The following is a 13,717-nucleotide window of genomic DNA, read 5'->3' on the forward strand; positions in this document are numbered from 1 at the left end:
CAGCGGCGGATCGTTTGGTGAGCAGACACCAGCCCCGGCCGGTCTGGGGATAGGCATCCAGTGCCCTCGCCAAGCCAGGCTCTGAAGCTGACGCCTGCTCACAACATGCGATTAGCCGCCAAGGTAGCTGGGCGGGTGATCACGATTGAGGAACGAAGTCCCCCTTCTATCTGTCGGAAAATCCTGTCGTCGATCCGAGCCCGAAACAGCCGCCCAAAGCGGTGCTTCATCACCTGATATCCAGTTTCCTGGGCCGTCGGAGGCCGGGTCGGCGTGGTGTCGGGAAACCATGGCGGTCTCAAGGGGTCAACAAGATGCCGTGACCTCAGGGGCGGTCAGGCCGGGTCGGGCGCGCAGGCGGTTTCGGGTGACCGTCCGTCCTCGACTCTCGCGATGGGCTCGCCGACGAGATGTTGTAGCGCGCTCTGCAGTGCGGTCCGGGCTGAGGGGGCGAGGTCGGCCAAGAGCTGGTTCTCGATCGTCTCGATGTCGGCGCGGGCGGCTTTGAGGGCACGGTCGCCTTCGGGAGTGGCCTCGATGATGCGGGCCCTGCGGTCGGCGGGGTCGGGGCGGCGGCGTACCAGGCCGGCGTCTTCCAGCTCGTCGAGGATGAGGACCAGCTTGCTCTTGTCGACCGATACGGCCTGGGCGAGGGCGAGCTGGGTGCGGGCGGGGGCTTCGACGACGGCCACCAGCACCGTGTAGCCCCACAGGGTCATGCCGTGCTCGCGCACCGTCGCGGTCTCGGCGGTGGCCAGGCCTTGCTTCAGCCGTGCGAACAGCCAGTGCAGGTCCTGGTGCAGCCCGCTCCCGGGCGGGCCTTCGGATGTGGGGGCGTGGGCCATGGACAGCATGATACCAAGCCAAGATGTTCTTGACTTACAACTATCTCGGTCTATATTGATTGCGATCTAAGAACATCTTGAATGTGAGGCAATCTTGTGACGCATCTTCTGCATCTGGACGCCAGCGGACGCAGCGAGTCGTTCTCCCGCAGGCTCGGCGAGACCTTCGTGGCCGACTGGCGGGCCACCCACCCGGACGGCGTCTACACCTACCGGGACCTGGTGGCCGATCCGGTGCCGCCCATCGACGAAGACCGGGTCCGCCTCGCCACCCAGTCATCGGTGAACGGGGTGCGCGACATCGAGACCATGGACCAGGTGGCCGCCGGCGCTCCCGAGCTGGCCAGGAGCTGGGCGGCCACCCGCCCTCTGGTCGAGCAGCTCCTCGCGGCCGACGTCCTGCTTCTGGGCGTGCCGATGTACAACTTCACGGTGCCCGCCGCGTTCAAGGCGTGGATCGACAGGGTGACCCTGCCCTGGCTGCCGCTCAAGGGGAAGTCGGCCGTGGTGCTGAGCGCGCGCGGCGGCGCTTACGGGCCCGGCGCCCCCCGCGAACACTTCGACTTCCACGAGCCCTACCTGCGCGCCTATTTCTCCGTGCTCGGACTCGACGACGTGACCTTCGTCCATGCCGAACTCACCCACGCCACGGTCATGCCCTTCCTCGCGCAGTTCCGCGAGCAGCACGAGACCTCCCATACCGCGGCGCTAAGCGCGGTGCACGCCCTGGCAACCCGGGTGCACGCCGAGACACCGTCCTGACCACGACTCCCCGACCCATCGGCGAAGCGAAGAAGAAGGACGACCCACACCATGAACACCGATCTCAGCGGCCGCGTGGTCCTGATCACCGGCGCGTCGACCGGCATCGGCGCCGCGACCGCCCGCGCCTACGGCCGCGAAGGCGCCCGCGTGGCGATCACCTACCGCGACCACCCCGACAGCGCCGAGAAAGTGGCCGCCGACGTCGAGGCCGCCGGCGGGCAGGCGCACATCGTCCGGCTCGACCTCGAGGACCTGACCACCATCGACCATGCCGTCGCGACCGTCGTCGAGCGCTGGGGCGGCATCGAGGTCCTCGTCGCCAATGCCGTGCGCTGGGGCGGCGATGGGCCGCCCGACCCCAGCGTCCGGTTCGAGGACGTGCCCCTGCAGGAATGGGACACCATGATCGGCGCCAACCTGATCGGAACAGCGGCGACGGTCCGCGCCGTCCTGCCCAGCATGCGCGCCAAGAGCTGGGGCCGTATCGTGCTGATCTCCTCAAGCGTCGCCGAGGAGGGCCTGCCCGGTCCGGGGCCCTACGGCACCGCCAAATCCGGCCTGTACGGCCTCGCCCGCAGCCTGGCCTGGAACGGCGGCCGTGATGGGATTCTGGTCAACGTCGTGGTGCCGGGCTTCACCCTCACCGACAGCCGCCCCGACATCCCCGCGTTCGTCACCGACGCCCTCGCCGCCGCCACCCCCACGCACAGGCTGTCCACCTCCGACGACGTGGCCGGCCTCATCGTCTTTCTGGGCTCGGGAGCCAACGGCAACCTCACCGGCGAGGTGATCCGGGACGGCTCCGCCGCCGCCCGAGCACCGCACATCGGCGGATAGCAGGCCCACCTCGCAACCACATCAATGCGCTCCCCACCCGTCAGGAGGTGGGGAGCGGTACCCACTCACCACGAACCGACTATCCAGGTACATCCCGACCTCGCGGAACCAGCGGTCGTATCCGATACCAGCGACGGTCACGCGCCGAGAGAGCTGAAGCCTCAAACCGCCACGCTGCGCCTGGATCCAGGCGCCGGTAGATCGTCTACTGACGGCCACCCAGGCGCCGCCGAGCGAGCCGAGAGTGCCGATGCTCAACCAGGCCGCTCAGATCGAGGCGCACCTCACCATAGGGGCGGACGTGCAGCCAGAACAGCGGGGTCAGGCCGCGCCGGTCGACCGGAGTGAGCAGGGCGGCCCACTCGGGATCGGCGAGGACGTCTTGCAGCATCAGGACGTTCACCATGACGAGCGAGGCCTGCAAGATCCTAAGACACAGGGCCGTCATCTCCACCTTGTCACGCCGGTTGGTGGAGATCTCGCCACCGCGGCCGTAGCAGATCACCGCGTTGGCTCGGTTCCACGCCTCGACCACGTTCAGCCCTTCCTCGATCTTCCGCTGCAGGTCGCGGTCGTGTAAGTAGCGGGCGACGAACGTGGTGCGGGCCGCACGGCCGATCTCCGGCATCGACTGGTAGACCGGGTGCGAGGCGGTGCGGGTGAAGCGCGACAGGATGGCCTCGGCGGAGGCGGTGCGGGTCCGGAGCGCGGTGGCGTACTTGACGACCTGGTCATAGTTCTTGGCGATGATGTCCCAGCGGACCGGCCGGGTCGTCGCCGGAGCCAGGTTCGCATACCGGGCCAGGTCTCCGTGATCGGCCTGGTGGAGCTTGACCCGGTTGATCTGCTTGATGTTTCGATCTGCTGCCGCAGGAGCGGTGGCAGGTCCTCAGCGACGATGAGCGCTCCTCCTACGATGATGCGCGCATCACCTACCACTCCGAGTTGGCCGTCGTGGCCACCTCCACCATCCGCGAGGTCGCCAAGCAGGGGCGCCTGCTCACCCTGCTGAACCGGCGGGAGATCGGCGCCCGCCGCGGAATGATCATCTCCGGTCCGTGGACGACGGGCAAGAGCACCGCGATCAAGCAGCTCGGCCGCACTCACGAGCTCATGGTCCGTGGCCGCCATCCCGGCCAGCGAGAGCGCATCCCGGTCATCTACGTCACCACGCCACCGAAAGGATCACCGCGCAAGCTGGCCATGGAGTTTGCTCGTTTTCTCGGCCTTCCCTCGGCCAAGCGATCGACCAACACCACCGACATCGCCGACGCCGTCTGCCAGATCCTCATCGAGGCCCGCTGCGAACTGGTCTTGGTCGATGAGATCCACAATCTCAACCTCGCCACGGTCGCCGGTGAAGACATGTCCGACCATCTCAAATACTTCACCGAGCACCTGCCTGCCACGTTCATCTACGCCGGCATCAACGTCGAGCGCGAGGGCCTGTTCACCGGGGTGCGCGGCAAGCAGATCGCGGGCCGTTGCGTCCTGATCAACACCCGTCCCTTCCCCTACCAGGCTGAATGGAAGAGCCTGATCGCCACCGTGGAAGACGAGCTGCGCCTGCACCGGCACAAGTACGGCGTTATCGTCGAGCTCGCCCGATATCTGCACCGCCGCACCGGCGGGATGATCGGCAGCCTGTCCCATCTCATCCGCGCCGCAGCGATCACCGCCATCCTGGACGGCCGCGAGGCCATCACCCGTGAACTTCTCGACGAGCTCCCTGTCGACCATGCCGCCGAATCCGAGGGCGGCGATGCGGCGTGATCACCCCACCGCTCTTCGTCTCCTGGAAGGCCCCGCCCCTGCATCGGCTGCCGCGGCGCCTGGCACCGGTTCTGGATGAGACCCTGGACTCCTACCTCACGCGCTTGGCCGCCGCCGATCACCTTGATCCGGGAGCTTTGCGCGAGCGGGTCAGCGGCAGCAGGCGCAAGAGCGTCCCCGTCCCCGCCGACCGGCTGGCACGCCTCATCGGCAACCCGGAACGGTCGCTGCGTTACGCGATTCTCGAGCTCTGCACCTCCGACGAGCTCCAGTCCATGCACCTCAACAAGAGACCGTTGCCCGGCGAAGCGCATCGCTGCCGGGCAGGATGCCGCTCCTGCCTCGCCCGGCTCGGCTTCGGCGCCTATGGCCTCGGGGTTGTTCGATGGCATCACTTCGAGGATGTCATCTGCTGGCGGCATCAACGCTGGATGGCCCTCAACTTCGACATCGAAGCACCGCAGCCCGATGTCGCTCGTCTGAGCGGTGTTCTCCGCTGAGAAGGGACACTGCTCAAGCCCAAACTGGCCATGTTTTGGCCCCCGGCCAATTGCTTCTGGCCATGGGCGCGGTGCGAAGTCGTGACCATCATGGAGTGCTGTCCGGGCCACGGGGCCCACCGAGTTCATAGGGGACGGCATGACGCTGCTGACCACGCACGCCGCATTGATCATGGTTATCGGTGGAGGCGCGGGCGTCTTCACCGTGGCGCTGGTGTTGAAGGAGGGAAAGAGCTGGCCTGCCGCGCTGCTGGCCGGGGGCGCCGCATTCCTCGGCGTGCTGGCCGGGGCCGACTCTCTGATTGGATGATCCGCGGAATCTGTGGCGTGCTCGCGGTACGGAGGGCATGGCCGCCTCGCGCGCCCGCGCGTAGGCCCTCTCCCAAAACTCCCGAAACCCCCGGGCGCCTTGAGCCGCCACCCCTACGGGACCTCCTCCTCCCGAACGTGTCTCCAGCCCCAAGGTGAGCCGATCTGCGCAGGTCATGGGACTTCCGAGAGGATCGTGTTTTCGGAAGCGGAGACGGCCACGGCTCGACGCCCTGACAGCCGCGTCGGATGCTGGATAGCCCATTCACGGCTGGGCCCTGCTCACCCTGACGACAGGTGATACCTGCCCCGTCGCCACCTGACCTCCTCGCGGTGACCCTGTACGGTCCGGGAATGGGCGAAGGCCGGACGACCCGCGTGAAAAGCCACGTGCGAAGACTGCGCGACGGCAGGCTGATCCCGGTACGCGCGCATGATCGCAGAGTCCCAGTAAAAGCAGTGGCGGCGGCCGGCCTCGGTGGGATCGGCGTGCTGGTTGTCACCATCCTCGCCCTGGCCTTCATGTCCTCTGGCTCACCCGCAGGCAATCCAGTCGACTCTCCGAGGCCGGCCATCCCGGCTCGAGTGAAGACGGTCCCGCCTCCGGACCCGACGACCGAGCCGCCACCGCCCGATCCGACAGCCGAGCCGCCACCTCCGGAACCGACCTGATGTCGGACCAGGCGAGCAGCAACGTGCTGGTTCCCGGCCAGCTTTGCAATCTTGTAGGCCGACTCGGCGCCTCGGGACAACGGTCACCGACCTGCGCGCCCGGCTGAACGGCCCAGAAGGTACGCGATGACCACTCCCGATCCCGGCATGGTCTGGCCATCCTCGGCGAAGGCCCGGACGACAGCAAGACCCGGCGCAGCGGGCAGCAGACCGTCACCCACAGAGGGAAATCAGTAGCCGTATGGCCACTGGGGGTGATGAAGCGTTGGTGACAGATTGTGATCTCTCCTAGTCACAACTGCCCGACGAGGTGACATGCGCCCCCACCCCCTCACTCGCTTACGCGTTATCGGCGTAAGTGCGCTCCTGGCTACACTGTCGCTGCTGTCCGCTGCGCCCGTCTCCGCCACCTCCACCCACCCGTCTCCGCCCCTACACCCTGGCCGACCTACACCCTGGCCGACCTACACCCTGGCCGAACTGGCGGCCGCCGCCGGCATGTCGGTCTCCGGGGTACGCACCGCCTACGACCACGCCCAGGTCGCCGCCGTCGCCGAGGCCATCGGCCGAACGGGCCGAGACTGGCACGCCACCGACCCCAGCGATCCGCCTGACAGCCCGGATGCGCCGTGATCCGATCGCATGTGACCTCGCCCCCGCAGTGTGCGCCTTCACTCCCGAACGGAGATCGCATATGGCCGTCGAACGACTCTGGCTGGACGTCCCCTACAGCGAAAAAGACGAGGCCAAAGCACTGGGCGCCCGCTGGGACCCGGCCGCCAAAAGGTGGTACGCGCCCCGTACCGGCCTGGCTGGGCTGCAGCGCTGGGCGGCGCTGCCCATGCGCAAACACCGCCAGCGGCAGCGCCATGGCAGTGGTGCGCCGTCCGAGGCGTGAGACCGCCCTTCCAGCGAGGAGGGTGATCATCCCCACCGGCAAGCGCAAGGGCCAGAACCCTGGCCTGGCCGGCATCTACCGGGCACTCGCCGAGCACGAGAAGCACCAGGCGTACCCCGAAGCCGTCGAAGCGGCCCACGCTGACTTTGCCACCCTCCAGGCCGAAGGCAACGACCGGTCTCTCTGGGCTACTTGTCACTTCGCCGGAGCTTCGGGAGGACAGGGCCTTCAATGTGGTCCAGCGGCCGTACGCGGTGGATCGCGGGACGCTCACGATGTTCCCCGACGGCATCTTCGATGCAAGTCAAGGCATTGTCCACATGGGCGTCCGAGTGCGCAATACCAGTTGGGTTGACTGGGAACCAGCCCAGGGTGTGATGGTCGGCATCTCTCCGGCCAGCCGGATCGGGCTCGCCTCGCAAGGCGTGCGGCTGCTCGATACGTGGTCAGGTCATGAGCAGGCCGCCCTCCAGCAGGAGGTGAGCGGCGGCTTCGTGCGGGTGCCACGGTTACGCCGCGGCATGGAGTGGATGGTCTATTTCAAGGTCGACGTCGGTGACGCGCTGCGGGCAAGCCCGAAGTGCGGTTCGTCGCGCAGGTCGCGGCCTGGGACACAGCATATGACCAGCCCACCCGGCAAGTACCCGAGCGGATCTTCCTGTCCCGGTCGACGTACGACCCGGTGAACCGCGAGTTGGTCGCCGAGCTGCCGGAAGGCACCGCGTTCCTCCGGCTGACCAGCGTCGTGGCCGACGAGCGGCAACTGCGCCAAGCACTACATGCCGCGCTAGCCCACCCCTGCGGGCGCATCCCGCCACGCCCAGGTAGCGGGCGACACGGCCGCAGTGGTGCGCCTGTCATGACCACCGCCGACTTACGTGAGCAGGTGCGCGAGTTGCTAGAAGAGCTGCTCGCCGGTAAACCGGTCGATCCTTGCAAACTGCGCGAACTGCTCGACAGTTCATCCCCAGCCCGCCTTACGTTGGCCAATTCGGACCGCTCGCCTTTCAGGACCCTTGGTGGAAGGTCGCGCTCATCGTACTCGCGGCGCTTTTGGAGAGCGCTTCGCTGATCTACGACTACATATCGGCCGGGCGTGATCCCCGCTTCGTTATAGGCGTGATCAGCGCGAAACCGGATCGCCACACCAGCAACGTCGATGCGGCCGTGGCGACACTCAGCGGAGCCCGCGGGACAGACCTGAACGTCCTGAACGCCCAGACCGATGACCGTGGGGTGCCACCGAATACGGCAGATTCGGGCCGCCGAGCCTCCGACCTGCGATGTTGCAAGCCCAGCCATCCGGCGTCCAGAAACGTACACATTTTCGGACGCTCGGGTGACCTGCGGAAACACCGTCCAGTAACCCCTGTCCAGAAAGTCTCCGTGCTCGTTATGCCCTTTGGCGGCCCGTACCAGCCGTATTCCGGTGGCATCCCATCGAGAGATAGAACCCACGCAGAGGTTGCGGCGCACCCGCGGTCATGACCGACCGTCCGCAAGCCGAGGCTGGTAGCCGGCCGCCTTGGGCGGCGCGACCGGCTCGGCGGCCAGGCTCGCCGCATGGATCGCCCCCTCGGCACTGAGCTGGTACAAGTGTCGGCGCGGCCGGCCAGTGGGCGGGTCCTGCTCCCACTGGCTCTCCAACAGCCCCCGGTCCGTCAACCGGCCGAGGACCGGGTACGGCGTGCCGGGCGCCAGACCGGTCTCGAGGGCGATGTCGTAGCCGTACCGCCAGGTCTGGCCGCCGGCCCGCAGCGCACGGAAAACCAGCCGTGTCTGCGCGGAGTCACGTCGAGCGGACATGCCCCAAACTCTATATAGATAGACTTCTTCTAAGGGGGCGAGTCGCAGTGCGCCGAGCTCGTCACTCAGCGCTGTCTCACCGTCAGTTGCATCCGCGTGGTTCGTCGCCTGCCGTCTTGACCTGCTTGCGGTAGGCCCCCGGCGGCGATCCGAAGTGTCGTTTGAAAGCCTTGGCGAAGGCGAACTCCGACGTGTACCCCGTGTGCTGCGCGATTGTGCTCAGCGGGGTCGGCGATTGGTGCAGCAGCCGCGCCGCGGTGGCCATCCGCCAGTTGGTCAGGTAGGTCAACGGCGGCTCGCCGACCACTGAGGCGAAGCGGCGGGCGAACGCCGCGCGGGACAGCCCGGCGCGGGTGCCCAGCGACTCCACGGTCCAGGGATGGCCGGGATCGTCGTGGATCGCCTTCAGGGCCGGGGCGACTGCCGGGTCGGTCAGCGCGGCCGCCCAACCCCGGGTCCGCTCCTTCGGTAGTTCGGCGTACCACGACCGGAGGATGTACAGCAGCAGCAGATCGATGAGCGCTGTGACGACCGCGTCCGAGCCCGGCTGCGGCGCGTGGAACTCGGCGCACAGCTGATCGATCGCCGAGCGCAGCACCGGGTGGCGGCCGGGGATCGCGGGGAGGTGGATGACCTCCGGTAGATCGCTGAACAGTGGATGCGGGCGATCAACGTCGATCGCGTACGCGCCGCACACCAGCACCGTGTGCGGCCCTGGTCCGTCCACGGTGACCTGGCCGATCGGCGAGGAACGGTCCACGCGCTCCGGTACGAAGTCCACCGGGTCGCGGTCCGGCACGTCGCACAGGGTGTGTCCGCTGCCGCGCTGCAGGAACACGATGTCGCCGGGTCCGAGCGCGAGCGGTTGGCCGTGCGGTGGCAGCAGGTGGCAGTGCCCTTCCACGACCACGTGGAATCCGGCTCCTGAGATGGGTTGGAACTTCAGGGCCCACGGAGCGTGCGCGTCGGTGCGAGTCACCATCGGGCGTCCCGTGCGCAGGACTTCGAGGGTGTCGCTCAGGATGTCCATAGCGCCACTCTAGTGCCTGTATGGCGAGACGATATGACAGGGAATCGAGATCTTAAGTCATTCACCGTCTCGATGCGGAGGCGTACGTTCTTGCCATGGCGGTTGCCGAACCCGGCACTGCATCGACGAAGGAATGGATCCCATGTCTCTGACTGGCAAGAAGATCGTGATCATCGGTGGAACCTCCGGCATCGGCTTCGCGGTAGCCCAACAGGCCGCGGCGGCTGGCGCGGACGTTGTGGTCGCCTCCAGCAATCAGGACCGCGTGGACGCCGCGACGAAGCGGTTGGGCGAGCCGGCCGAAGGCCGCCGCCTGGACGTCGCCGACGGCAACGCCATCGCCGCGTTCTTCGAGCAGGTCGGGGAGTTCGACCACCTCGTTTACACCGCGGGCGAACCTCTGCTGATCAAGCCGTTGGTCGACACCACCCCGCAGGAGGCCAGGGCCGTCTTCGAGCGCCGGTTCTGGGGCGCGTTCCTCTCCGCCAAGTACGCTGCACAGCGACTGCGCGGCGGCGGCTCGATCACTTTCAGCTCCGGCGTCCTCGCGATCCGCCCCCTGTCCGGAACCGCGCTCACGGCAGGTATCACCGGCGGTATCGAGGCCCTGTCCCGGGCACTCGCCGTTGAACTCGCCCCTCTGCGCGTCAACGTGATCCAGCCCGGTGTGATCCGTACCGAGCTGTGGGACGGCAGTGTCCCGGACCCGGAGGCTTTCCTCCAGGGCGCCGGGTCCGAGCTGCTCACGCGGCGTGTCGGCACTGCCGAGGAAGCCGCGGCGGCCTATCTCTTCGTCTTGGCCAACGCCTACGTCACCGGCACCACGCTCGCGATAGACGGCGGCGCGGCACTGGTGTGACATACGGGCCACACATAACAGCCAGCGGAGCAACGCCGCACCGACGCAGGTCGCAAAAGGCCGCACAGGGCAACGGGGTGGCATTCCCTGGGTCCGCGCCCTCTCGTCAGCCGACTCTGATCGCCTGCCCCTTTCGCATTCGACCAGCTCACCGCCACAACGAGAAACAAGATCTTTCTCACCGCCAACGGCTGTTCCGTTGTCCCTCAACCCCGGAGACCATCAGGCGGTGACCACAGAACCGCATCGGCTGTCCCTCCGCGTCGTCGTGCCACCACTCGGAACCAGGGCCAGCGTGGAATGCCGACCGATCGTCGACGGACGAGACATCCTGACCGACGTGTTCGATGAGGGCCCGGCAGCGGACCCTCGCTATCTGTTGGGCCCGAACGCGCCGCTGAAAAATGCGACCGACGTCCCTCGTGAGGTTCGGCTCGCTGAGGCTGGGTGCACCGAAAGATGCTGCGGTGCTGTCTACGTGACAGTCAGGCGCGAAGGGCAGTACGTGATCTGGAGCGGCTGGCGCAACCCGGATACCGAGGAGTTCGATCTCCCAGAGTTCCGGTTCGACGTCGATCAGTACGCGGCAGAGGTCCACCGGGCCACGACGGATCACAGCTGGGAGTGGCCGGCCCGAACGGTCGCCAGACTGCTGGAGGAACGGCTCCGGGAACACACCGACTGGCTGACGACGTGGGACTGCGAGCTGTACGCCGTCTCCGCCTGGCCCTGGGAACCTGAGCAGATCGCCATCTTCCTGTTCCATCCCGGCTGGTCCGCGATCGGGGAAGACCGCCCTTGGCTTCAGTTCAGGATGACCATTCCCATCTCCGGAGACGACCCGGCCGACCAAGTCGAACACCTTGAGGCGCGTCTCACGGCCGAAGATCCCCGCGAGGTCGCTGAGGTCTGCGGAGGTTCGAAGGAGTTCGCCGACCAGCTCGGCTACCCCCGGCCTGGGCCCCGACGACGCGTGTGAAGAACGGGCGAGGCGAGGAATACGACACCCCAGGAAGGGGCGCCACCGGAATACGGCTGGTACGGGCCGCCAAAGGACATAACGAGCGCGGAGACTTTCTGGACAGGGATATCGAGGACTAACAGCGCTTTCCATGGCGCACTGACACCTTCGTTACCGACACCCCAAGGTGTGGTGCTCCGGCGGCAAGGTGACCGCGCAGGCCGCGCAGGGGCCGGCCAGCTTCTCATCGTCGCTGCTGTAGCAGGTTTGTCAGTAGGGCTGGGCGGCGAGGGTGCTCGGCAGTTTCCACGCCTCGTTCGCGGCCCCGTTGCAGTCGGCCAGGTCGAGCTGCGTGCCGATGGCGCCGCCCGGAGCTCGTAGGCACGCGGCGGCGCCGTGGTTCCACAGCGCGCCGTGCAGTCCGACCTGCCAGATCTGGTACGGCGAGCCGTTGCAGGGGTTGAGCGACACCTTCGCCCCCGTGGTCCCCAGGCAGCGGTCTCTGTGGCGGATGGTGCCGTCCATGGAGATCGTCCATTTCTGCCCCGTCGTGTCGGTGCAGAAGCCGAGCACGACGGGGTTGCCGTCCACGAGGCGATCCCCGTAGTTGTTCATGCAGCCTCCGGTGATGCCGGAGCGCACGGCGCCGACGGGGTAGCCGACGGCCGACGCCGAGGAGAACGCGTTCGTCCGCAGCCCCTCGCCGCCCGACCAGGTCTCGAAGCCCGCTTCGACGGCGATCAGGTACCAGTCAGGCTTCACCACCCCCCGGACCACGGCGTCGCGGATGAACGCGCGAAGATCAAGGTTGTTCACGGACGTGGTGGGAGTGTCCATCCGGTAACCGAGCAGCGGCCACTTGCGACCGTTGCCCTCCATCGGGAGCTGCCAGGTGTGGTAGCCCTTCCCACCCACGCTGGCGTACGTCCCGGCCGGGCTGTCGGCCGAGCTGCGCTGGTTGAGCCAGATCATCAATTCCGCGCCGTCGGGTTGCCCGTTGTCCTTGGGCGTGGTCGGCGTGGTGTTGAACCACAGGTCGTAGGAGACGTTGAAGTTGCCGGTGCTGGGGAGGGTCGTGGACCAGCTCGACGTCGAGCTGCCGATGGTGTCGACGCGAAGGGGCAGCTTCGAACCGGCCGTGCAGGTGTTCCAGTGGCATCCCTCGAAGATCTCGGGGTAGCTGACCGGGGACGACGGCGGACTGGCGGCGGCGTTCGAGCTGGTGACGGTGAAGCTGTCAGTGCCATCGGTCGACACGCACTGCTTGACGCCCTTGCCGTAGTTATTGTTGTCGACGATGTAGCGGCCTTCGGCCACCGGGATCGTCTTGTACTGCTCGCAGTAGACGGTGGCGGCTGATGCGGTGCTGACCGGCTGAACGGTGAACGCCGCCAAGGCGACAAACGCCACAAGTGACGAACTGAATTTACTTCGCGAATACATGACCCAAGGCTCCGAAATCGACAAGGTTTCCTACAGGGGTACTCATATTTCCATGATCAAATACTAAGATTAAACGTCGGAATCGTCAATTCCGTGGGAGGAATGGGGCGGTGTGCCTGCTTCCGCAAGAAAGCGTTGGATATGGCGCGGACGCGCGTTCGGGTGCGGCGGTTGCGGACGATTCACGCCGCCGCCGAATTGGGCGATGATGCGGTCGATCGCGGAGGCGTAGGCCCGGTGGGTGTCGGGGTTGGCGACCCGTGCGGTCGACAGGCACTCCGCGCTCGCTGCGGTGAGGGTGACGCCGTCGCCGCGCAGCGCGGTGATCTTCAAGCCGTGGGGAGGCTTTCTCGTGTCTTGGGTGCGAAGTGTTCTCAATCACCTTCGGATGCGATAGAAGATCATTCGCGTCTACTGTCTCTTGTTGAGGTATACGTGAAAAAACTCCTTCGTCTTCTCGCGGCCCAGCTGTTCGCCGCGGCGTTCCTTCTCGCCGCCTTCTCCGGTCCCGCGCGTGCCGACACCTCCCAGAGCGACGCCGAACTCGCCGTCGAGTGGCAGGCCGCGTGGGACAAGGGGTCCCGGTAGTAACGGCGCAGGAAACAACGGATATGCAGGTCAACGGCCTATCTTCCAGGCCGCATCGAGGGCCCTCATAGGGGCTCCGACCTGCATATCCGTTGGAAATTTCTTCATTGCTACCGGGACCCCCTGTCGGCTGGTGACCATCGACTGCGGCCACCATGTCCACCGGGACCGGCCCTCCGCGTTCGATGCCGAGATCGCCGGCCTTCTAGATCAACCCGGCTTGGCTGGAGTATCCCGCTGAACCTCTTTCGCCGCTGCGTCACGAGGGAGCCCTGGCCTTGGCGTCGCGGGCGGAGCATCCAGGCGACGGAGAGCGGCATCCACGCCTGGATGGACCAAGGGAGCGACGGTCCAAGCCGTTCGCCTGGATCAAGACCGCCGACGAGATTCTCGACTTCCTCGCTGTCTACCGCCGGCTCCGGGACGGGGTT

At 66.8% G+C, this 13,717-nt stretch carries 17 protein-coding genes; 11 read left to right on the top strand and 6 right to left on the bottom strand.

Annotated elements, in window-relative coordinates; genetic code table 11:
- Nucleotides 1-335 precede the first annotated feature (335 nt).
- Complete coding sequence (locus ACQPYK_RS29425; protein ID WP_433237702.1) at nt 336-845, bottom strand: MarR family winged helix-turn-helix transcriptional regulator; 510 nt, start codon at nt 843-845, stop codon at nt 336-338.
- Between the two features lie 96 nt (nt 846-941).
- Here ACQPYK_RS29425 and ACQPYK_RS29430 point away from each other — a divergent pair, with 96 nt between their 5' ends.
- Together ACQPYK_RS29430 and ACQPYK_RS29435 are read left to right on the top strand one after the other, a co-directional pair.
- A complete protein-coding gene (locus tag ACQPYK_RS29430) occupies nt 942-1,607 on the top strand; it encodes an FMN-dependent NADH-azoreductase (protein ID WP_433237705.1) in 666 nt (221 codons plus the stop codon).
- 51 nt (nt 1,608-1,658) lie between these two features.
- Nucleotides 1,659-2,447, top strand: coding sequence for an SDR family NAD(P)-dependent oxidoreductase (locus ACQPYK_RS29435; RefSeq protein ID WP_433237708.1), 789 nt, complete (start codon nt 1,659-1,661; stop codon nt 2,445-2,447).
- Between the two features lie 205 nt (nt 2,448-2,652).
- Here the strand turns inward: ACQPYK_RS29435 and ACQPYK_RS29440 are convergent, their stop codons facing one another.
- On the bottom strand, nt 2,653-3,300 hold the full coding sequence (locus tag ACQPYK_RS29440; protein WP_433258940.1) for a Tn3 family transposase: 648 nt from the start codon (nt 3,298-3,300) through the stop codon (nt 2,653-2,655).
- Nucleotides 3,301-3,401: 101 nt separating this feature from the next.
- On the opposite strand from ACQPYK_RS29440, the gene ACQPYK_RS29445 reads away from it, so the two are divergent.
- From ACQPYK_RS29445 to ACQPYK_RS29470, 6 genes are all read left to right on the top strand, one after another.
- Entirely contained in the window at nt 3,402-4,220 is an 819-nt protein-coding gene (locus tag ACQPYK_RS29445) for an ATP-binding protein (RefSeq protein WP_433258941.1), read from the top strand.
- Nucleotides 4,217-4,720, top strand: a complete 504-nt coding sequence (locus ACQPYK_RS29450) for a TniQ family protein (protein WP_433237711.1) — start codon at nt 4,217-4,219, stop codon at nt 4,718-4,720. Before ACQPYK_RS29445 ends, ACQPYK_RS29450 begins: the two co-directional genes overlap by 4 nt.
- Before the next feature lie 139 nt (nt 4,721-4,859).
- Entirely contained in the window at nt 4,860-5,030 is a 171-nt protein-coding gene (locus ACQPYK_RS29455; protein ID WP_433237714.1) for a hypothetical protein, read from the top strand.
- 986 nt (nt 5,031-6,016) lie between these two features.
- On the top strand, nt 6,017-6,334 hold the full coding sequence (locus tag ACQPYK_RS29460) for a hypothetical protein (protein WP_433237717.1): 318 nt from the start codon (nt 6,017-6,019) through the stop codon (nt 6,332-6,334).
- 61 nt (nt 6,335-6,395) lie between these two features.
- A complete protein-coding gene (locus ACQPYK_RS29465; RefSeq protein WP_433237720.1) occupies nt 6,396-6,599 on the top strand; it encodes a DUF5710 domain-containing protein in 204 nt (67 codons plus the stop codon).
- Nucleotides 6,600-6,874: 275 nt separating this feature from the next.
- Nucleotides 6,875-7,285 carry a hypothetical protein gene (locus ACQPYK_RS29470; protein ID WP_433237723.1) on the top strand — a complete coding sequence of 137 codons (411 nt, stop codon included), beginning with the start codon at nt 6,875-6,877 and terminating at the stop codon, nt 7,283-7,285.
- Nucleotides 7,286-8,081: 796 nt separating this feature from the next.
- Here the strand turns inward: ACQPYK_RS29470 and ACQPYK_RS29475 are convergent.
- A complete protein-coding gene (locus tag ACQPYK_RS29475; RefSeq protein ID WP_433237726.1) occupies nt 8,082-8,405 on the bottom strand; it encodes a PadR family transcriptional regulator in 324 nt (107 codons plus the stop codon).
- Nucleotides 8,406-8,487: 82 nt separating this feature from the next.
- Complete coding sequence (locus tag ACQPYK_RS29480) at nt 8,488-9,435, bottom strand: AraC family transcriptional regulator (RefSeq protein WP_433237729.1); 948 nt, start codon at nt 9,433-9,435, stop codon at nt 8,488-8,490.
- 142 nt (nt 9,436-9,577) lie between these two features.
- On the opposite strand from ACQPYK_RS29480, the gene ACQPYK_RS29485 reads away from it, so the two are divergent.
- Together ACQPYK_RS29485 and ACQPYK_RS29490 are read left to right on the top strand one after the other, a co-directional pair.
- Nucleotides 9,578-10,294, top strand: coding sequence for an SDR family oxidoreductase (locus tag ACQPYK_RS29485; protein WP_433237732.1), 717 nt, complete (start codon nt 9,578-9,580; stop codon nt 10,292-10,294).
- Nucleotides 10,295-10,523: 229 nt separating this feature from the next.
- The gene (locus ACQPYK_RS29490) at nt 10,524-11,273 is read left to right on the top strand and encodes a hypothetical protein (RefSeq protein WP_433237735.1); all 750 of its coding nucleotides are present in this window, start codon (nt 10,524-10,526) and stop codon (nt 11,271-11,273) included.
- A gap of 252 nt (nt 11,274-11,525) precedes the next feature.
- Here ACQPYK_RS29490 and ACQPYK_RS29495 read toward each other — a convergent pair whose 3' ends face one another.
- Both ACQPYK_RS29495 and ACQPYK_RS29500 read right to left on the bottom strand, forming a co-directional pair.
- Nucleotides 11,526-12,665, bottom strand: coding sequence for a GH12 family glycosyl hydrolase domain-containing protein (locus ACQPYK_RS29495; protein ID WP_433237738.1), 1,140 nt, complete (start codon nt 12,663-12,665; stop codon nt 11,526-11,528).
- Between the two features lie 102 nt (nt 12,666-12,767).
- Entirely contained in the window at nt 12,768-13,031 is a 264-nt protein-coding gene (locus tag ACQPYK_RS29500) for a hypothetical protein (protein ID WP_433237741.1), read from the bottom strand.
- 102 nt (nt 13,032-13,133) lie between these two features.
- Here ACQPYK_RS29500 and ACQPYK_RS29505 point away from each other — a divergent pair, with 102 nt between their 5' ends.
- Complete coding sequence (locus ACQPYK_RS29505) at nt 13,134-13,286, top strand: hypothetical protein (protein ID WP_433237744.1); 153 nt, start codon at nt 13,134-13,136, stop codon at nt 13,284-13,286.
- The last annotated feature ends 431 nt before the right edge of the window (nt 13,287-13,717 follow it).

It is taken from the genome of Streptosporangium sp. CA-135522, from assembly GCF_050949235.1.
Classification (GTDB): Bacteria; Actinomycetota; Actinomycetes; order Streptosporangiales; family Streptosporangiaceae; genus Streptosporangium.